We start from the raw sequence: 18882 nt of genomic DNA, 5'->3' as shown, positions 1-18882 counted from the left end.
CATGTCGACGATCGAGCTGTCGATCGACGGTATGACGTGTGCGTCCTGCGCCAACCGGATCGAGAAGAAACTCAACAAAATTGACGGCGTGAGTGCGACCGTTAACTTCGCGACCGAGAAAGCGCGCATCACCTACAACGACGACGTGGCACCGGAGTCCTTGGTGCGTACGGTCGAAGCGGCCGGTTACCAGGCGCATCTGTCCGCCACCGAGGACCGCGCTGCCGCGGCGGAGGAAGACCCAGCCGCGGCGTTGCGACGCCGGCTGCTGATCTCGTTGGCGCTGACGGTTCCGGTGATCGCGATGGCGATGGTGCCTGCACTGCAGTTTCCGAACTGGCAGTGGTTGTCGCTGACGCTGGCCGCGCCCGTGGTTGTCTGGGGCGGGTGGCCCTTCCACCAGGCCGCCTGGGCCAATCTGCGGCACCGCACCGCGACGATGGACACGCTGATCTCGATGGGCACCCTGGCGGCGTTCGGATGGTCGATCTACGCGCTGTTCTGGGGCACCGCGGGTGTTACGGGCATGACCCACCCCTTCGAGTTAACGATCAGCCCGTCCGACGGCAGCGGCAATATCTATCTCGAGGTGGCGGCCGGGGTGACGACATTCGTTTTGGCAGGGCGGTATTTCGAAGCCCGAGCCAAGCGCCGGGCGGGTGCGGCGCTTCGCGCGCTGCTGAAACTGGGCGCCAAAGACGTCGTTGTCGTCAGAAACGGTGCAGAACAACGCATTCCGCTCGAACAATTGGTGGTTGGAGACCAGTTCGTGGTGCGTCCGGGCGAGAAGGTGGCCACCGACGGTGTTGTCGTCGAAGGTGATTCGGCGGTGGACGCGTCGATGTTGACGGGCGAGTCGGTGCCCGTTGACGTCGGTCCTGGCGATCAGGTGATCGGTGCGACGATCAACGTCGACGGCCGGCTGTTGGTGCGGGCCAACCGGGTCGGCTCCGACACCCAGCTGGCGCAGATGGCCCGGCTGGTCGAAAATGCGCAGAACGAAAAGGCCCGGGTGCAGCGGCTGGCCGACCGGATCTCGGGCGTCTTCGTGCCGATCGTCATCGCGTTGTCGCTGGCGACACTCGGATCCTGGCTGGTCACAACGGGATCAGCCGCAACCGCGTTCACCGCTGCGGTGGCAGTACTGATCATCGCGTGCCCGTGTGCGCTGGGGCTGGCCACGCCGACAGCGCTCATGGTCGGTACCGGCCGCGGCGCACAGCTGGGCATTCTGATCAGGGGCCCTGAGGTGTTGGAGTCCACGCGGCGCATCGACACCATCGTGTTGGACAAGACCGGCACGGTCACCACCGGGTTGATGACGCTGCTCGACGTGATCGCTGCGGACGGCGAGGAACCCGAGCAGGTGCTGCGCTTCGCGGGCGCGCTGGAGAACAACTCCGAACATCCGATCGCCAAGGCGATCGCCACCGCCGCACGCGACAAGCTCGGTGAACTGCCCGTCGCGCAAGAGTTCACCAACCTGCGCGGTCTCGGCGTGCAGGGTGCGGTCGACGGACACACCGTCGTGGTCGGCAGGAAGCGGTTGGTGGTCCCGGTTTCCGATGTGCTCGATCAGGCCGTGCGGCGCGCGGAAGCGGAAGGGCGCACCGCCGTCGTCGTCGGATGGGACGGCACCGCACGCGGCGTGCTGGTGGTCGCCGATGCGGTCAAGTCCACATCCGCCGACGCCATCGCGGAACTGCGCGCGCTCGGGCTGACGCCGATGATGCTGACCGGCGACAACCGGGCAGCCGCCGAGACGGTGGCGCACCAGGTCGGCATCGGCGAGGTGATCGCGGAGGTACTGCCCCACGAGAAGGTCGATGCGGTCAAACGGCTGCAGTCCGACGGCAGGGTCGTGGCGATGGTCGGCGACGGCGTCAACGACGCCGCGGCGCTGGCGCAGGCCGATCTGGGTCTGGCGATGGGCAGCGGCACCGACGTCGCCATCGAGGCCAGCGACCTGACGCTGGTGCGCGATGACCTGCGTGCCGTCCCCGACGCGATCCGGCTGTCGCGCAAGACGTTGGCAACCATCAAAGGCAACTTGTTCTGGGCGTTCGCCTACAATGTCGCCGCGCTGCCGTTGGCCGCCGCCGGGCTACTGAACCCAATGATCGCAGGCGCCGCAATGGCTTTCAGCTCTGTCTTCGTGGTCAGCAACAGCCTGCGACTGCGCGGTTTCACAGCGTCGCGGTAACCGGGCCCAGCAACAGGCAGTTCGGGTCGGTGGTGAAATCGAACATCGCGCCACAGCCCCGCCCCGACGAGACGTACGTGGTGCCAGGCTGATACGGCTCGTACACCTGCGCCGTGCCGGCACCCCTGGACTGTGTGCACTTGCCCGGACCGCCTTGGACGTGCAGGCACGCCACACCGAACTTCGGCTCGAACATGCCCGCACAGCCGACGGGGGTCACGGTGGCCGTGACCATGTCGGCGCCCGACACCTGCACGACCTGCGGGGGTGACAGCGTGAAGTTGCACGGTCCCGGCAGCGGTGGTGGTTGCGCGTGCGCGGTGGCTGCGCTCGCCATACCGGCCAGCGCGACGGTCGATACCCAAAGAGCCGTGGCCGCTCGGATCATGTGTGGATGGTATGTCAGCCGGCTTCTCGTCGGGCCCGGAACAGCTTGACGTCGCCCTTGACGCCCTTGAGCCGACGCGCACCCGCGAATGACCATGCGAACCCGTCGGCCGAGCCGATCACGTCGCGCGCGCTCTCGGCGACAAGCACGGAGTCCGGGCGTGCCACGCTCGTCACGCGACTGGCCACGTTCACCGGGCTACCGAACCAGTCGCCGGCCCTGCTGACGGCAGAGCCAAGCGCGAGGCCGATGCGCAGTGCCGGGAAGTCCTCGTACTTGTCCGCTGCGGCAAGCAGTTCGAGCGCCGTGTCGAGCAACGCCACCGGATCGGTGCTGACCAGCATCACCGCGTCCCCGATGGTCTTGACGAACCGGACCGGCGGTGTGACCGCGTCGCGGGTCAGGTTGGCCAGCCGGCTGGCCAGGGTTTCCAGTTCCTCCGGCGGCACCGCCTCGCCGAGGCGGGTGAAACCGACGAGGTCGGCGAACATCACGGCGATCGTGCGTGCACCGGGCAATGCGCCTGCGGCGCGTTCAGCGGTGCTGACGGCCTCGGTTTCCAACGTGTGCCGCAGCTGGATGTGCAGCACGTCGTCGCACAGCGGGCCCAACAGCGGCGAGACCTGCCGCACCAGGCTCTCGTAGGCCTGCGCGAGCTGCAGTTCGGTGGCGCCGGGGGTGATCACCGCCTCGAGCACGACTTCACGCATGGCTTCGGCGGTCTGCGCGAGGCCGTGGCCGAGCACCCTGGCCACCGAGACCACCTGCTCTCGGCTCAACCCCATGTCCAGGAAGACCTTCGCGCGCACAGCCGCTTCGCTGTCGGCGCGCAGATGCACGACGGCATCGGGGTCATCGGCGCGGGGCAGCCCCAGGGCGGACTGCAAGGCCTCCAGCAGTTCCAGGTCGATACCGGTTTCTTCGCAGATCTGTCGCGCCGAGACGTGCACGCCGTCGTTGCCGACGAGACGGCCTGCCGGCAGCAGCATCGGCGAGACCTCGCCCCGGATCTGCTCGACGGTGAAACCCTGGCCCGACAGCCATTCGATCAGCTCGGCGCGTTCGGTGCGGGCGTCGCCGTCGAGGCCATCGAGCAGCCCGGACGCCGCGATGTCGAGATCATCGGCCACCGGCCCAACGTATACCCCGGCGCCGTGTCATATTCGACTCATGGCCACGCTGCTGCTGCACGGGTTCCCACCGATCATCGCGGAGGGCGCGCACACGCTGATCCTCGGCAACATGCCGAGCGCGATGTCGTTGGCCGTGCAGCAGTACTACGGCAACCCGCGCAACGCGTTCTGGCGGATCAGCGGTGAGATTTTCGGATTCGGCGCCGACGATCCGTACGACGAGCGGATCGCCGCGCTGACCGCGCACGGGATAGCGGTGTGGGATGTGCTGCGGTCTTGCTGGCGGGTCGGCAGCCTCGATTCCGCGGTGGAACGGAACAGCATGGTGCCCAACGATTTTCAGAAGCTGTTCGCCGAGTATCCGGGTATCGCCCGGGTGCTGTTCAACGGAGCGGCAGCGGAGAAGAACTACCACCGTCTCGTCGGCGCCGCACCGGCTCTGCGGAATCACCGGCTGCCGTCGACCAGCCCCGCGCAGACGATGCGCTTCGAAGACAAACTGGCGGCCTGGCGTTCGGTCATCCGCGGCTAGCTGCGGCGAGCGTGCGGCAAACTCGCGCATTTTGACGGCGTGTCGGCCCGCTGGGCCCACCGCGAAGCGCGGGGAACACGCACGCTCGCGAAAAATTGGGGTCAGGACACCGGCGGGCGGCGGTGCGCCCACGGCCGCGCCTTCTCGATCTGTGCGCTCAGCGACAGCAGCGTGGTCTCGTCGAACGCGCGGCCGACCAACTGAATCGACGTCGGCACACCGGCGCCGTCCACATCCCACGGCACGACGGCCGCGGGCTGTCCCGTCACGTTGAAGATCGCCTGAAACGGTACGCGTGCGGCCACCAGGGTCAGGGTCGACATCGCTCCTCGGCGTTGGTAGGCGCCGATGCGCGACGGTCCGGTCGCGGTGCCGGGCGTGAGGACAACGTCGACATCGTCAAAGATCGACTGGACATGTTCGGCGAGTTGGCTTTCCGTGCCGCGGATACGACGCATCCGCTGATCGGAGATCAGGCCGCCGACCCTGGCGAACGCCCGGGTGCGCGCTTCGAGCAGCTCGGGGTGCGGAAGCGTCTGCACGTCGTCGTAGACGCCTTTGAAGTAGCGGGCCAACGCGTGGGCCACCGCCGTGCGCGGATAGTGCGGATCCGCGACGATCACGTCGTGGCCGAGCTCGCGCAACAGCGCACCAGCCTCGTGCACGGCGGCCCGCTGCGCCTTGCCGATCGGTGCGACCAACGGCGGTGGAACCTTGGTGCTCAACGCAATCCGCAGCCGACCCGGCTCCTTGCCTACCGCAGCGACGAACCCCGATTCGCCGGCCGCCACGTCAAGGAACAGCGCGGCATCCTCGACGGTTCTGGCGATCGGCCCGTTGACGCTCAACCCGTTCCACGCATCGTCGTGCGGCGCCATCGGCACCCGATCCCGCTGGGGTTTGATGCCGAACAATCCACACCACGTCGAGGGGATGCGGATCGACCCCATGCCGTCGGATCCCAGCGCCATCGCCGTCAGGCCCGCCGCGACCGCCGCGCCGCTGCCTCCGCTGCTACCACCCGGGGTGTAGTCGGTGTTCCACGGATTGCGCGTCGCGCCGTACGTAATGGTCTCGGTGAACGGCCAGATCGTCATCTCGGGCACCGCGGTCTTGCCGATGATCACCGCGCCCGCGTCACGCAACCTTCGCACCACCTCGGCGTCCCTGGTACGCGCGGGGCCGTGGGCCGCGCTGCCGTACGTCGTCGTCGCGCCGGCGACATCGACATCGTCCTTGATGGCGATCGGCACGCCAAGCAGCGGAAGCCGCTCCCCCGCGTTGAGCCGATCCTGCGCGACACCGGCTTCCTGGCGTGCCGAGTCGGCGAGGACGACGCGATAGGTCCTCAGCAGTGGGTCGAGCTGCGTGATGCGGTTCAGGTAGCGCTCCAGCAACTCCGGAGCGGTGATCGTGCCCGCCGCCAGTCGCCTGGCTTGTTCGGCGGCACCTGCGAAAGCGAGCTCACGGGTGTCCATCCGCGGCAGCGTAGCGGCTCAGGCCCCGTAACGGGTGGCGTATTCGCCGGGTGTGCAACCCAGCATGGCGCGAAAGTCGTTGATGAAATGGGCTTGGTCGTACCAGCCGAGGCGAGCCGCGAGGTCGGCGAAGTCCACGTCGGCGTGGCTTTCAATCGCCAGCACGGCGTGCTGCAGCCGGTAGCGGCACAACACCCACTTGACGGGCACTCCGACATAACGGCGGACGATGCGCTGCGTCGTTCGGGGGCTCCACGGGGAAAGCTGCATCACCTGCTCTACGCGGTGTAGCTGACCGTCGTCACGGATCCGGTCGAGCAACGCGGTCACGGCTTGGTACGTGGGGTTCAGCGGTCCGTCATACGCACCGATCGCATTGTCCAGACCTTTCGATGCCGCGCCGATTTCATCGTCGAGATCGATTGGCTCGTCGAACAACTCGGCGTCGACCGGCGCTATGCGGCCGGTGAACTCGGCGGCGTCGCGGCCGAACCGGGCGGCGAACCCGCCGGGCAAGAACCGCGCGCCGACGACGGTGCCGCGCGCGGCGATCGTCGTGTGAAAGACCCGTTCGACCACGCCGTGCACCAACGTGTTCGGTAACGAGAAGCCGTGCCGTGGGCTGTCATCTCCCCACTCGTGGGTGATGTGCATCGAAGGAAAGGTGATCACCGTGCTGTCGAACGGCTCTTGGTCACGAAGGTCCCACTGCACCGACCAGAAGTATTCGACGAACCGGGCCGTCGCATCGGACGGAGCCCACTTGTCCAGGTCGAACGTCGACGCGGTGTGCGCCCGGCCGACCACGCCGCGCATGGGCGCACCGGTTGTCGCATTTTTCCAAGCACCCATGCGTGTCAGGCTACGAGACTTGCCGACATGAGCGTGAAACCGATTCCTGAGGGATACACCAGCCTGACCCCGTTCCTGTGCGTCGACGGCGCGGCGGACGCCATCGACTTCTACGTGTCGGTGTTCGGCGCGACGGTCGTCGACCGGATGGACGGCCCCGACGGCGTGGTGCACGCCGAACTGGATTTCGGCAACGGCCGGCTCCAGCTCGGTGACCCCGCGCAGGCCTATGACATCGCCGCACCCGATCCCAGCGCCGCGGCCACCCATTGCCTCGCGCTGTATTGCCCAGACGTCGACGCTGTCGTCGTCAAGGCCGAGCGCGCGGGCGCCACCGTTCGTGAGCCCGCGCAGACCTTCGTCACCGGTGACCGGTTCGCGTCGATCCTCGACCCATTCGGCCAGCGCTGGACGGTGATGACTCGGGTCGAGGACGTCTCACCCGAGGAACGCGACCGCCGGCTGGCCGAGTGGGCAACGGCGAACACATAACCGCTAACGTGGCGGAATGTCTTGTGTGTTCTGCCAGATCGTCGCCGGTGAGGCCCCGGCCATCCGGATCTACGAGGACGACGGCTACCTCGCCGTGCTCGACATCCGACCGTTCACCCGGGGTCATACGCTGGTCATTCCCAAGCGTCACACGGTCGATCTGACCGACACCCCGCCGGAGACCGTCGCGGCGATGGTCAAGCTCGGCCAACGCATCGCGCGGGCCGCCCGAAACTCCGGGCTGCACGCCGACGGCAACAACGTCGTGATCAACGACGGAAAGGCCGCGTTCCAAACCGTGTTCCACATTCACCTGCACGTGTTGCCGCGTCGCTCCGGCGACAAGCTCTCCTTTGCCAAGGGCATGCTGCTGCGCCACGATCCCGACCGTGAGGAGAGCGGACGGCTGCTGCGGGAGGCACTGGCGCAACTCGACGAGGCTGCGCAAGACTGAGCACATGAGCATGCCCCTGTGGGAGCGATACATCGGCCTGCCGATGCTGAGGCTGCACGACAAGATCTACAAAAGGACCAACGGCCGCATCGGGCACCGCATCCTGCCCGGTACCCCGCCCAACCTGCTGCTGCACACCGTCGGCGCCAAGACCGGGATCCAGCGCACCAACTCGTTGACCTACGCCAAGGACGGTGACAGTTACCTCGTTGTCGCGTCCAAGGGTGGGGATCCCAAATCCCCGGGCTGGTACCACAATCTGAAGGCCGACCCGAACGTCGAGATCAACGTCGGGCCCAAGCGGTTCGCGGTGACGGCCAAGCCGGTGCTTGCCGACGATCCCGACTACCCGCGGCTGTGGCGCATCGTCAACGAGAACAACGCCGACCGCTACCAGAACTACCAGAAGCGGACGTCGCGCCAGATTCCCGTCGTCGTTCTGACGCCTCGAGGTTGACTCTGCACACAGGGCGCAAATTCCGCGGCATTCACGCCCTCACCGCAGAGTCGATGCCTGGTGTCAGAACAGTTCTTTGGCGAGCAGTTCCAACGTCTTGTCGCGCGCGGGCGCGGTGGCCGGGTCGGTGCCGCGTCGCGCGGAGGCGACCGGGTTGACCATGATCTCGTCGACGTCGAACTCGGCGGCCAAGGCGCGCATCTGCTCGGCTGCTTGCGCCGGGGTGCCGACGACCGCACGCTGTAAGGCGTCTTCGGCGATCCGCTGCGCGTGCGGCGTCAACGTCGCCGCTTCGGCGTCCTCGACGATCTCAAGCGGACCGAGGGGTTGGCCCGTGCGAAGCTGCGCCATCATGTGCAGGTTCGGCAACATCAAAGCCCTTGCCTCCTCCGGCGTTTCAGCCACCACCGCGTTGACGGTCAGGAAGGTCACCGGTTCAGGAGTGTGATCGCTGGGGCGGAACCTCGATCGGTACGCCTCGAGCGCCTCGGCGGTGCCCTTACCGGAGAAATGGTGGGCGAACACGTACGGCAACCCCTTGACCGCGGCCAGGTGCGCCGAGTACATCGACGAGCCCAGCAGCCACAGTTTCGGCACCGTCACCGCGGCCGGGGTGGCCTTGAGGATGTAGCGCTCGTTGGGGATCGGTACCCGCACGCCGCGCTGACCCATCAGCGCGACGAGATCGTCGAGATAGTCAGGGAACGCTTCGATGTCGCGATCATCGCGACCGGCGGCGTTGCGCAGGGCCCAGGAGGTCACCGGGTCCGAACCGGGTGCCCGGCCGATACCCAGGTCGATGCGCCCGGGATGGGCGGCCTCCAACAACGCGAACTGCTCGGCCACGGCAAGCGGTGCGTGGTTGGGCAGCATCACACCACCCGAGCCCACCCGGATATGTGTCGTGTGGGCAGCCAGGTGCGCGATCAGCACCGGCGGGCTGGTCGCCGCGACCGACGGCATGTTGTGGTGCTCTGCGACCCAGAAACGCGTGTAGCCGAGGCCGTCGGCAGTCTGCACCAGCTGCGTGGACGCCGCCAACGCAGCAGCGGTCGACTGATCGGTACGAACCGGTACGAGGTCAAGAACAGAAAGCCGCATGCTTACGTCAACGCGATGACGCACCTATACGTTCCCTGGCCGCCCTGAACAGCGCGTGCGCATCGGGTTGCTCCTGCAGCAACCGCTGGATCGGACGAAGTGCCCGTTCCACGCGGACGAAGCGCATCGCCACCTCACGAGCCACCGCCAACAGCCTGCTGCGGCGAAACATCAGCGAGGCCAGGCGGCGCGAGTTGTCTTGGGCGGCCTCGACGCGTGGACGCTGGACGCGTTCGTAGCCGCGCAGCAGGTCCGCCAGGTCGATGTCGTCGCACTGGCGCAGCAGTTGGCACAGCGTCCACGCCGACTCCATCGCCATACCCGCTCCGATCCCGGCGGTGGGTAAAAACCCTGCGGCGGCGTCGCCGAGCAGCACCGTGCGCCCGGTGGCCCACGTCGGCGCCCGACAGTCGGTCAACGCCCAGTAGTACGGTTCGGGATCGTCGAGCACCGCCTGCAGTGCACGCTGCAGCCGTGGGCTGATCTCGTCGAGCTGGCGGCGGATTTGCGCAACGAAAGCGGCCGGTCCCGCCGCCGTATCGGCGCGCGGGCCGCCGACGAACACGCCGACTTCGTCTTTGACGGGGTACAGGGCGGCGAAAAATCCTGCGCCCCACCACTCTTCGCCGAGGTCTGGGTCACCGGCCGGGTCGTTGCTCGGAGCCCAAACCACCCAGCCACCCCATCCGGTGTCGACCACCGCCGTCGACTGCGGAGGAAGTACCAATCCCCTGGTCTCCGAATGCATTCCGTCGGCGATGATGACGAAATCGAAGGCCAGCCGGTGGGTGCCCTCAGGGGTGCGCACCGACACCTCGACGTTTTCGGATTTCTCCGTCAGCTCGATGACCGTGGAGCCGAAGGTGACCGGGCACCCGTCGCCGGACAGCACGTCGATGAGCACACCGCGGGCGATGCCCCGATAGTCGCCGAACCTCTCGAGGATCGCCGACATCGAATCCTCCCGCAGCTTGCGTCCGGTGTGCCCGTGCACGGCGTAGCGCTTCAGCGGCGTGCTGGCCGCCCGGTAGCGCTCGTGTACCCCCAGATCGTCGAGCACAACGTCGACCATGGGCATCAGCGCCAGCATGTAGCCGGCCGACGAGCCCTGGTCACCCCGCTCGATGAGCACCGGCTGGTGGCCGTCGCGGCGCAGCAGTTGCGCGGCGGTCAGGCCGGCGATGCCCGCGCCGACGACGAGCACGCGCAGCGTGTCCCCGGCGGCTTGAGCATATTGTTTTTCGAGGGTGGTCGGACTGAACATATTCCCACGCTACCATTGACTGGACCATCCGGTCCACTCAGTTAGGATTAGGTGTGACCGCCAGCCGACTCAAGCGCATGCCACCGGAGCGACGCCGGCGTCTCGTCGACGTGGCTGCAGCCGAATTCGCCTTGGCTGGTTACGAAGACGCGTCGCTGAACCGCATCATCGAACGCTGCGCGATGAGCAAGAGTTCGTTCTACTACGTATTTTCGTCAAAAGCTGAGCTATTCGATTTCGTCGTCGGTGAATTAGTCGATTCGGTCGGCGCAAATATCGCTGTTCCCCATCCAGAACAATTTCGCGGGGACACATTCTGGGAGCAGCTCGAGAAGTTCTTCGCCGAGTTGGTCGACCTCTCCCAAGGCCAACAGGAGTTCCTGACGTTGGGCCGGATGTTCTACGGCGAAGCTCCCGCTGCGGCGAAGGCCGCCGTGAACGACACCCTGGCCGCGGTGCACACCTGGGTGGCCGAGGTGCTGCATGTCGGGCGGCGGTCCGGCGCGGTGCGCGACGACCTGCCCGAAGCGCTGCAAATCGCGCTGGTGTTTCGGGTTCTGCAGGTGTTCGACGAATGGACGGTGGCCCGCTACGAGGAGATCGCGCAGACCGAGCTGGGCGGGCTGGCCGACGCGCAGTTCGCGACTATCCGACGGATGCTAGAGCGGCGGCCTGCCGGAACACGTCGTCGAGCATCGGCGCGGTGAGCTTGCCGGTGAACGTGTTCTGCTGGCTCGGGTGATAGCAGCCGATCAGCGTGAGGTCGCCCAGCTTCGCCGTTGCGCCGTGGCCGAATTGGGGCGCGGGCTTGGCCACCGTTCCCCCTCCGGTGCGCACCATCTGTAGTGCTGCTCGCCATGCGAACCCACCCAGCGCGATGATCACCCGCACGGTCGGGGATGTGAGCCGCCATTCGGCATCGAGCCACGGCGCACAGGTGGCCCGTTCAGCAGGCGTCGGCGCGTTACCCGGAGGCGCACATCGGACCGCAGCGGCTACCCGGGTCTCGTTGAGCCGCAACCCGTCCGCCGCGTCCACGCACAGCGCCTGATTGGCCAGCCCGGTGCGGTGCATCGCGGCGATGAGGAAATCCCCGGAGCGGTCGCCCGTGAAGACCCGGCCGGTGCGGTTCGCGCCGTGCGCCGCGGGCGCCAGCCCGACGATCATCACCCGCGGCCGCTTTGCCCCCAGCCCCGGTATGGGACGCCCCCAATAGGGTTCGCCCGCGAAGGATTTCCGCTTCAGCACAGCCACCTCTTCGCGCCACTGCACCAGCCGTGGACAGGCACGGCACACCGACATCGCGGCGTCCAACTCCTCGATGGTCTGCGCGGCGACCGCCATCGACGCCACCTGAGCAGCCGTCGTAGCCACCGCGGTGTCCGGGGTCGCCGTGTCACCGGGCCAACCGCTACCGGGTGGCACCGGGGAATCGAAGAGCTTTCCAGTACGCGGATGGGCCAACTTCACAACACCACTGTGCACGGGCGGCAAAATCAGGTGCCGACCGGCCCTGTGCGATGTTAGATACTCTGGTGAACAGCAAGCGCGGACCGATGGTGCTGATTCTGTTCTCCGCCTTGACGGCCGGCGCGGGCAACGGCATCTCCCTTATCGCGTTCCCATGGCTTGTCCTGCAGCGCAACGGGTCTGCGGTGGACGCATCGATTGTCGCCATGGCGGGGTCGCTGCCGTTGCTGGTGGCGACGATCATCGCTGGCGCGGCGGTCGACTACCTGGGTCGTCGACGGGTGTCGATGATCTCCGACGCGCTCTCTGCGCTGTCGGTGGCGGCGGTGCCGGTGCTGGCGTTGACGTTCGGCGTCGAGGCGCTCAACGTCGCGGTGCTGGCCGGCCTGGCGGCGCTGGGCGCGTTCTTCGACCCGTCGGGCATGACGGCACGCGAGACCATGCTGCCCGAAGCCGCCGAACGTGCCGAGTGGACCCTGGACCGGGCCAACAGTGCCTACGAGGCGGTGTTCAACCTCGCCTACATAGTCGGCCCGGGGATCGGCGGGCTGCTGATCGCCACCATCGGTGGGGTGAACACGATGTGGGTGACCGCCGCGGTGTTCGTGCTGTCGATCCTGGCGATGGCGGCGCTCCGGTTGGAGGGTGCGGGCAAGCCGGACCGCGGTGAGCTACCCGAAGGCGTCTGGGACGGCGTAGTCGAGGGGCTGCGTTTCGTATGGAACCTGCGGGTGCTGCGGCTGCTGGCGCTGATCGATCTCGCGGTGTTCGGGCTGTACATGCCGATGGAGAGCGTGCTGTTTCCGAAGTACTTCACCGACCGCGACGAGCCGGCACAGCTCGGGTGGGTGTTGATGGCGCTGAGTATCGGCGGTCTGGTCGGCGCCCTGGGCTACGCGGTGACATCGAAGTTCATGAGCCGACGGGTCACGATGCTGACCGCCGTGCTGACGCTGGGCATCGCGATGTCGTTGATCGCGTTCCTACCACCGTTGCCGGTGATCCTGCTGCTGTCCGCGCTCGCCGGCTTCGCCTACGGACCGATCCAACCGATCTACAACTTCGTCATGCAGACCCGCGCACCACGGCATCTGCGCGGCCGGGTGGTCGGGGTGATGGGGTCGCTCGCCTATGCCGCCGGCCCACTGGGGTTGATCGTCGCCGGCCCGTTGGCCGATGCCGCCGGGCTGCAGACGACGTTTCTGGCCTTGTCGCTGCCGATCGTGCTGCTCGGGGTCGTCGCGATCTTCCTGCCGACGCTGCGCGAGCTGGACCGCGCACCGCGGGCCGCCACCGAGCGCGTGGACCAGTGAGCGTTTCCGCTGAAACACATTGGTGTTGTTGGGCAGTTGGCGTGAGAACTACGCTCATTTTCAACACGTTTCGCCGAATTCATGGTTACCTCCATAGGTGGCCCGGTGGGGGCGGCCACCGGGATCTACTGGGTATGCGTGGAGGATTCATGGCGAGGGTGAGCGATGAAACGCTCGATGACCTGCGTAGAGAACTCGACTACTTCAAGAATCAACGGCGCCGCGGCGACGGTCACTACGCGGCGGCCTACCTTGCCGGTGCGGTAGAAACGCTGTTGGAAGAGGCCGTACCCGGTAGCGACGAGCCGCGCTAGCCAGCGACTTGACGTCCGGCCGACGGGCCCTTCCGCGCGATCGCGGCCAACTCCGCGCGGGTGCTCGCGCGCACCGACATCACCAGCCGCTCGGCGATCTCACGGTTCGACAGGCCCGCCACCACCAACTCGACGACTTCGCGTTGCCGCCCGGTCAGCGGCTGGCTGGCGGGGCCCCGCAGCGCGGGGGTGCAGAGCCCCCCGCAGGCGTCGCTGAGTTCCTCGGCCACCGCCGCGGCATAGAGCCCGCGCTTGCGCTGTTGACCGCGCGTGAAGGCGACCGCGGCCTGGGCAGCCGCGTCGGCGGCGGTGGCCCGGTCCAAGCGCAAGGTATTCGTTGGATGCCGCCATCAACCCTTCCCCGTCATCTGCGGCCAACGATTCCGTATGCCGGGCAACGGCACTGGCAAGGGGTAACGCCAACTCGTCGGCCAGCTCACGTGACCGGCTTGCCCATGTGGCGTCGCCCCACTGCGCCGCGGCCTGCAGGCAGGCGACTTCGTGCGTGGGCTGCCGGCGCTCACGGGCTTGGCGTGCCGCTGACCCCACGGTCGCGATGCTCAGCGCTGTCTGCATGAACATAGTCGGATGGAACGCACGACTGAGCGCCGGCCACCGCCGCGCTGGCCGCTTCGGCCGCACCGAGCTTCGCGTGCCCCTCGGCTAAAGCAAAGTATGTGCCCGGTCGCAGACCCGTTGTCACACCATGCCTTTCGACACTGGCGAGGGCCTCGTGCATAAGCTTCACCGCGGCCTTGGCGTTTCCGCGCATCGGCTCAAAATTGCCCAACAGCGACGCCAGGTTCGCGTAGGCAAGGCTGGGGATTTCGGTCGCGGATTCGGCGAGCCGCTGCACCGTCGCGTCGCATTCACCGACCCGTCCGGCCAGGCGGCAGGCGCGCGCGTACACGCTGGCGAACCAGAACCGCATGTGCGACGCCTGAAACGGGTCGTGGCACGGTCCAGCGCCGCGTCTGCCACCGTCGTCAGTTCCTCGGCGCGCCCCAACGCGCCAAGCGCCGTGGCCAGCGCTACGGCCGCCATCATCGCGTGAAAGTCGGTTAGTAAACCGGAATCCAGTGCGGCCCTGGCCTTTTCCTCTGCGATGTCACAGCGGGCCGAGACCGCGTCTACGCACGCCTCGATCGCGGGAGCCTCGGGTGCGTCGGCCGCCGCGGCCGCCGTGGCGAAACGCTCGGCGAAGTCGAGGTCCAGAAGCGTCATCGCCTAACGCGCGGACTGCAGGTACAGCTGCGGGTCCGGGGGACAGATCGGAGTCGAGCGCCAGCAGCGCGGCGCACCAGATCGCACAGCACGTTGACGGCCGGCGGCTCACACTGCGACGTCGTCGTCGTCCCACATCCACACCCCGCATGCATGCACCGCATCCGTCCCGCGGCCACCTGGTCCTTGACGAGCTGCTGCAGAAACAGGGCGTTACCGTCGGTGAGTTTCTGCAACCGGCGGGCGCCGCCCGCGTCGACGGCGCCGCTCAGCACGTCGTCGATCATGGCGCGGGTCGGCGCTGCCGATAACGGTTCCAGGTCCAGGCGGGTCAGCAGGCCGTCCTTCCACAGCGCGGTGACGGCGTCGGGCTCGTCGGCGCCGGAACGCACGGTCACCACCAGACGGGCGTCGCGGCTCTGCGCGAGCTGGTGCACGACGTGCGCGGACAATCCGTCCAGGAGATGGGCGTCACCGACACCGATCAGCACCGGGCCCCGACGCTGTAGGGCGACAAAGGAATTGATCACGCGTCGCACATTGGGCATGGGATCGGCCATCGAATCGCCCAACACGGCGGTGAACGCGCCCAGTGGCAGCGCCCGCGCGGACTCCGTTCCGACGATCCAGTTGGTGCGCCCACCGGCGCTCTCTGCTCGGGTCAGCACCTCGCGGGCCAGCCGGGTCTTGCCCACGCCTGCAGACCCGACGATCACGACGCCGGCTGTGTTGCCACCCCCGCCGAGCGCCCGACGAATCGCAGTCAACTCGCCGTCGCGCCCTGCCAGCGGATTCCCGCTGATCACGGCGCGAGTACAACCTCTGGTCGGTTGGCGGCGTTCGGATTTCGCGAGCTCTCGTAGGATTGCCGTGTGAAGTTTGCCCTAGACGAGTTGATCACCCAAACGCCCGAGGGTTCGGAAGGCATGGTCGTCACCGATCCCGACATCCTGGCGTCGTATCGGCACGACCGCGCGTTCGATCCGAGCGCGGGAACGCCGCTGGCCGTGGTGCGTCCGCGCAGCACCGAAGATGTGCAGGCGACGCTGCGCTGGGCCACCAAGCACAAGATCGCCGTCGTGCCTCGCGGGATGGGCACCGGGCTCTCCGGCGGGGCGACGGCACTGGAAGGGGCGATCGTGCTGTCGACCGAGAAAATGCGTGATATCGCCGTCGACCCGGTCACTCGCACGGCCGTCGTGCAACCGGGGCTGCTCAACGCCGAGGTCAAGCAGGCGGTCGCCGAGCACGGGCTGTGGTACCCGCCGGACCCGTCGTCGTTTCAGATCTGCAGCATCGGCGGCAACATCGCGACCAACGCCGGTGGGCTGTGTTGTGTGAAGTACGGCGTCACCACCGATTACGTGCTCGGGTTGCAGGTGGTGCTGGCCGACGGCACCGCGGTGCGGTTGGGCGGGCCGCGGCTCAAGGACGTCGCGGGCTTGCCGTTGACCAAGCTGTTCGTCGGCAGCGAGGGCACGCTGGGCGTCGTCACCGAGGTCACGCTCAAGCTGTTGCCTGCGCAGAACACCGCATGCACGGTGGTGGCCACGTTCGACTCGGTGGAAGCCGCGGCCAACGCCGTCGTCGCCATCACCGCCAGGATCCGGCCGTCGATGATGGAGTTCATGGATTCGACGGCCATCAACGCCGTCGAGGACAAGCTGCGGATGGGCCTGGATCGCAGTGCGGCCGCGATGATGGTCGCCGCCAGCGACGACCGCGGGCCCTCGGGTGCCGCCGACGCGGAGTTCATGGCTCAGATCTTCACCGAACATGCTGCCAGAGAAGTGTTTTCGACATCGGATCCGCAGGAGGGTGAGGCGTTCGTCGCCGCCCGGCGGTTCGCGATTCCCGCCGTGGAGGCCAAGGGTTCGCTGTTGCTCGAAGATGTCGGCGTACCGCTGCCCGCGCTGGCCGACCTGGTGGCCGGGGTGAGCAAGATCGCCGCGAACCACGACCTGATGATCTCGGTGATCGCCCACGCCGGCGACGGCAACACCCATCCGCTGATCGTGTACGACCCCGCTGATGCCGAGATGACCGAACACGCGCACGCGGCGTTCGGCGAGATCATGGACCTCGCCGTCGGCCTCGGCGGCACGATCACCGGTGAACACGGTGTCGGGCGGCTCAAACGGCCCTGGCTCGCCGGTCAACTCGGGCCGGAGGCGATGGAACTCAACCGTCGCGTCAAGGCCGCGCTGGACCCCGACAACATCCTCAACCCCGGCGCCGGCCTATAGCGATTGCGGCGCAGTTGGTCACGGTGAGCGTGACGAAATCCGCCCGAATCGCCAGGAGCTATTGACACAGTCCCATGTAGTGTCATACCAATGAGACATGACAGCTACTCTGTCTCATGAGTCGCCGGTTCGTTTCCAGCTCGCCACCGCCGACACCTGGGCTGCCCCGTGGGCGATGTACACGGCGCTGCGCGATCACGATCCCGTGCACCACGTCGTGCCCGAGGGCAGGCCCGACTCCGGCACATCGGGGGCTCACCCCCGCGACTACTACGTGCTGTCCCGGCACGCCGACATCTGGGCGGCCGCGCGGGACCACGAGACGTTCTCGTCGGCGCAGGGGCTGACGGTCAACTACGGCGAACTCGAACTGATCGGACTGGCCGACAACCCTCCGATGGTCATGCAGGATCCGCCGATGCACACCCAGTTCCGCAAGCTGGTGGCGCGCGGGTTCACCCCGCGGCAGGTCGAGGCGGTCGAACCCAAGGTGCGCGAGTTCGTCATCGAGCGAATCGAACGCATCCGAGCCAACGGCGGCGGCGACATCGTCGCCGAGTTGTTCAAACCGCTGCCGTCGATGGTCGTCGCGCACTATCTCGGTGTCCCCGAGGAAGACCGCGACAAGTTCGACGGCTGGACCGACGCGATCGTGGCTGCCAGCACCGCCGAGGGCGGGATCACCGGTGCCCTGGGCACCGCCGGTGATGCGGTCGGCGAGATGATGGCGTACTTCACCGTGCTGATCGAACGGCGGCAGACCGAGCCCTCGGAAGATCGCGACGACACCGTCTCGCATCTGGTGTCGGCCGGCGTCGGCGCCGACGGCGACATCGCCGGGGTGCTGTCGATACTCGCGTTCACGTTCACGATGGTGACCGGCGGCAACGACACCACCACCGGCATGCTCGGCGGCTCGGTGCAGCTGCTGCACCAGCGACCCGACCAACGTCGGCTACTGGTCGAAAACCCCGATCTGATACCGGCTTCCGTCGACGAGTTCCTGCGACTGACCTCGCCGGTGCAGATGCTGGGCCGCACCGTGACTCGCGACGTCACGATCGGCGACACCACGGTTCCCGAAGGCCGCCGGGTGATGCTGCTGTACGGATCGGCCAACCGCGACGAACGCCATTTCGGCGACGACGCCGCCGAACTCGACGTGACGCGCAACCCGCGCAACATCCTGACCTTCAGCCACGGTGCGCACCACTGTCTCGGCGCCGCGGCCGCCCGGATGCAGTCGCGGGTCGCGCTCACCGAACTGCTGGCGCGGATTCCGGAGTTCGAGGTGGATGAGGACGGGATCGTCTGGGCCGGAGGAAGTTACGTGCGACGACCACTGTCCGTCCCGTTCACGGTGAGCCGCTGATGGCCGGTGATTGGCTGGCCGCACGACGCACCGAGGTCGCCGCGGACCGGATCTTGGATGCGGCAGGCGAGCTGTTCGCCAAGCATGAGGCAGCCACCGTCGGTATGCATGAAATCGCTGCGGCTGCAGGGTGTTCCCGCGCGACCCTGTACCGGTACTTCGACAGCCGCGATGCGCTCTACACCGCCTATGTGCACCGCGAGGCCTACCGCCTGTACAGCGAGATGACCGATCAGGTCGCTTCGGTGGCGGACCCGCGGGAACGGCTCATCGAGGGCATGATGGCCTCGTTGCGCAACGTGCGCGAAAGTCCCGCGCTGGCATCGTGGTTCGCCAAGACGCAACGGCCGATCGGCGCCGAGATGGCCGAGCAGTCAGAAGTGATCAGGGCGCTGACCGAAGCGTTCGTGATCTCGCTGGCGCCCGATGAGCCCGAGATAGTGGGGCATCGGGCGCGCTGGTTGGTGCGAGTGATGACGTCGCTGCTGGTCTTCCCGGGTCACGACGAAGCCGACGAGCGCTCGATGCTCGAGGAGTTCGTCATGCCGATCATGGTGCCGAGCAGTCAGGCCACCCAGTAGCGCCCGGA

21 protein-coding genes are annotated in these 18882 nt (G+C 67.3%); 11 read left to right on the top strand and 10 right to left on the bottom strand.

The window, feature by feature from the left end; translation table 11 throughout:
• The first annotated feature begins 1 nt into the window (after nt 1).
• Nucleotides 2–2203: a heavy metal translocating P-type ATPase gene (locus tag ABQE44_RS19650; RefSeq protein WP_448431437.1), complete on the top strand. Its 2202-nt coding sequence runs from the start codon at nt 2–4 to the stop codon at nt 2201–2203.
• Here the strand turns inward: ABQE44_RS19650 and ABQE44_RS19645 are convergent.
• Together ABQE44_RS19645 and ABQE44_RS19640 are read right to left on the bottom strand one after the other, a co-directional pair.
• A complete protein-coding gene (locus ABQE44_RS19645) occupies nt 2187–2591 on the bottom strand; it encodes a hypothetical protein (RefSeq protein WP_448393475.1) in 405 nt (134 codons plus the stop codon). The two genes, ABQE44_RS19650 and ABQE44_RS19645, sit on opposite strands and share 17 nt — an antisense overlap.
• A gap of 14 nt (nt 2592–2605) precedes the next feature.
• Nucleotides 2606–3721 (bottom strand): adenylate/guanylate cyclase domain-containing protein, encoded by a 1116-nt coding sequence (locus tag ABQE44_RS19640; protein ID WP_448393474.1) that lies wholly within the window; start codon nt 3719–3721, stop codon nt 2606–2608.
• A 40-nt stretch (nt 3722–3761) separates the two neighbouring features.
• Here ABQE44_RS19640 and ABQE44_RS19635 point away from each other — a divergent pair, with 40 nt between their 5' ends.
• Nucleotides 3762–4256 (top strand): DNA-deoxyinosine glycosylase, encoded by a 495-nt coding sequence (locus ABQE44_RS19635; protein WP_448393473.1) that lies wholly within the window; start codon nt 3762–3764, stop codon nt 4254–4256.
• Nucleotides 4257–4357: 101 nt separating this feature from the next.
• Here ABQE44_RS19635 and ABQE44_RS19630 read toward each other — a convergent pair whose 3' ends face one another.
• A complete protein-coding gene (locus ABQE44_RS19630; RefSeq protein ID WP_448431435.1) occupies nt 4358–5734 on the bottom strand; it encodes an amidase in 1377 nt (458 codons plus the stop codon).
• An 18-nt stretch (nt 5735–5752) separates the two neighbouring features.
• Nucleotides 5753–6586: an AraC family transcriptional regulator gene (locus tag ABQE44_RS19625; protein ID WP_448393471.1), complete on the bottom strand. Its 834-nt coding sequence runs from the start codon at nt 6584–6586 to the stop codon at nt 5753–5755.
• A gap of 27 nt (nt 6587–6613) precedes the next feature.
• On the opposite strand from ABQE44_RS19625, the gene ABQE44_RS19620 reads away from it, so the two are divergent.
• Genes ABQE44_RS19620 through ABQE44_RS19610 form a run of 3 tightly spaced genes read left to right on the top strand, consistent with a single transcriptional unit; the run spans nt 6614 to nt 7989 of the window.
• Nucleotides 6614–7078 carry a VOC family protein gene (locus ABQE44_RS19620; protein ID WP_448431433.1) on the top strand — a complete coding sequence of 155 codons (465 nt, stop codon included), beginning with the start codon at nt 6614–6616 and terminating at the stop codon, nt 7076–7078.
• 16 nt (nt 7079–7094) lie between these two features.
• Nucleotides 7095–7532: an HIT family protein gene (locus tag ABQE44_RS19615; RefSeq protein ID WP_448393469.1), complete on the top strand. Its 438-nt coding sequence runs from the start codon at nt 7095–7097 to the stop codon at nt 7530–7532.
• Between the two features lie 4 nt (nt 7533–7536).
• The gene (locus ABQE44_RS19610) at nt 7537–7989 is read left to right on the top strand and encodes a nitroreductase family deazaflavin-dependent oxidoreductase (protein ID WP_448393468.1); all 453 of its coding nucleotides are present in this window, start codon (nt 7537–7539) and stop codon (nt 7987–7989) included.
• 63 nt (nt 7990–8052) lie between these two features.
• Here the strand turns inward: ABQE44_RS19610 and ABQE44_RS19605 are convergent, their stop codons facing one another.
• Entirely contained in the window at nt 8053–9090 is a 1038-nt protein-coding gene (locus tag ABQE44_RS19605) for an LLM class flavin-dependent oxidoreductase (protein ID WP_448431431.1), read from the bottom strand.
• Nucleotides 9091–9097: 7 nt separating this feature from the next.
• Complete coding sequence (locus ABQE44_RS19600; RefSeq protein ID WP_448393467.1) at nt 9098–10354, bottom strand: FAD-dependent oxidoreductase; 1257 nt, start codon at nt 10352–10354, stop codon at nt 9098–9100.
• A 53-nt stretch (nt 10355–10407) separates the two neighbouring features.
• On the opposite strand from ABQE44_RS19600, the gene ABQE44_RS19595 reads away from it, so the two are divergent.
• On the top strand, nt 10408–11061 hold the full coding sequence (locus tag ABQE44_RS19595) for a TetR/AcrR family transcriptional regulator (protein ID WP_448431429.1): 654 nt from the start codon (nt 10408–10410) through the stop codon (nt 11059–11061).
• Here the strand turns inward: ABQE44_RS19595 and ABQE44_RS19590 are convergent.
• Complete coding sequence (locus ABQE44_RS19590) at nt 11000–11824, bottom strand: uracil-DNA glycosylase (protein ID WP_448393465.1); 825 nt, start codon at nt 11822–11824, stop codon at nt 11000–11002. The two genes, ABQE44_RS19595 and ABQE44_RS19590, sit on opposite strands and share 62 nt — an antisense overlap.
• Before the next feature lie 62 nt (nt 11825–11886).
• Here ABQE44_RS19590 and ABQE44_RS19585 point away from each other — a divergent pair, with 62 nt between their 5' ends.
• Nucleotides 11887–13137, top strand: coding sequence for a multidrug efflux MFS transporter Tap (locus ABQE44_RS19585; RefSeq protein WP_448393582.1), 1251 nt, complete (start codon nt 11887–11889; stop codon nt 13135–13137).
• Nucleotides 13138–13286: 149 nt separating this feature from the next.
• Nucleotides 13287–13451 (top strand): hypothetical protein, encoded by a 165-nt coding sequence (locus tag ABQE44_RS19580; protein WP_448431427.1) that lies wholly within the window; start codon nt 13287–13289, stop codon nt 13449–13451.
• On the opposite strand, the gene ABQE44_RS19575 is transcribed toward ABQE44_RS19580, so the two are convergent.
• The 3 genes from ABQE44_RS19575 to ABQE44_RS19565 all read right to left on the bottom strand — a co-directional run bounded on the left by ABQE44_RS19575 (nt 13448) and on the right by ABQE44_RS19565 (nt 15481).
• A complete protein-coding gene (locus tag ABQE44_RS19575) occupies nt 13448–13774 on the bottom strand; it encodes a LuxR C-terminal-related transcriptional regulator (protein WP_448393464.1) in 327 nt (108 codons plus the stop codon). The genes ABQE44_RS19580 and ABQE44_RS19575 overlap by 4 nt on opposite strands.
• Before the next feature lie 197 nt (nt 13775–13971).
• Entirely contained in the window at nt 13972–14382 is a 411-nt protein-coding gene (locus ABQE44_RS19570) for a hypothetical protein (RefSeq protein WP_448393463.1), read from the bottom strand.
• A gap of 289 nt (nt 14383–14671) precedes the next feature.
• On the bottom strand, nt 14672–15481 hold the full coding sequence (locus ABQE44_RS19565) for an AAA family ATPase (RefSeq protein ID WP_448393462.1): 810 nt from the start codon (nt 15479–15481) through the stop codon (nt 14672–14674).
• A 120-nt stretch (nt 15482–15601) separates the two neighbouring features.
• Here ABQE44_RS19565 and ABQE44_RS19560 point away from each other — a divergent pair, with 120 nt between their 5' ends.
• From ABQE44_RS19560 to ABQE44_RS19550, 3 genes are all read left to right on the top strand, one after another.
• A complete protein-coding gene (locus ABQE44_RS19560; protein WP_448431469.1) occupies nt 15602–16921 on the top strand; it encodes an FAD-binding oxidoreductase in 1320 nt (439 codons plus the stop codon).
• A 97-nt stretch (nt 16922–17018) separates the two neighbouring features.
• A complete protein-coding gene (locus ABQE44_RS19555) occupies nt 17019–18293 on the top strand; it encodes a cytochrome P450 (protein WP_448431425.1) in 1275 nt (424 codons plus the stop codon).
• The gene (locus ABQE44_RS19550; protein WP_448393460.1) at nt 18293–18874 is read left to right on the top strand and encodes a TetR/AcrR family transcriptional regulator; all 582 of its coding nucleotides are present in this window, start codon (nt 18293–18295) and stop codon (nt 18872–18874) included. The genes ABQE44_RS19555 and ABQE44_RS19550 overlap by 1 nt, the downstream gene beginning before the upstream one ends.
• Nucleotides 18875–18882 lie beyond the last annotated feature (8 nt).

The sequence above is a fragment of the Mycolicibacterium sp. XJ2546 genome, from assembly GCF_053483195.1.
The sequence above is the reverse complement of the archived record's forward strand: the minus strand, read 5'-3'. Positions and strand labels throughout refer to the sequence as shown.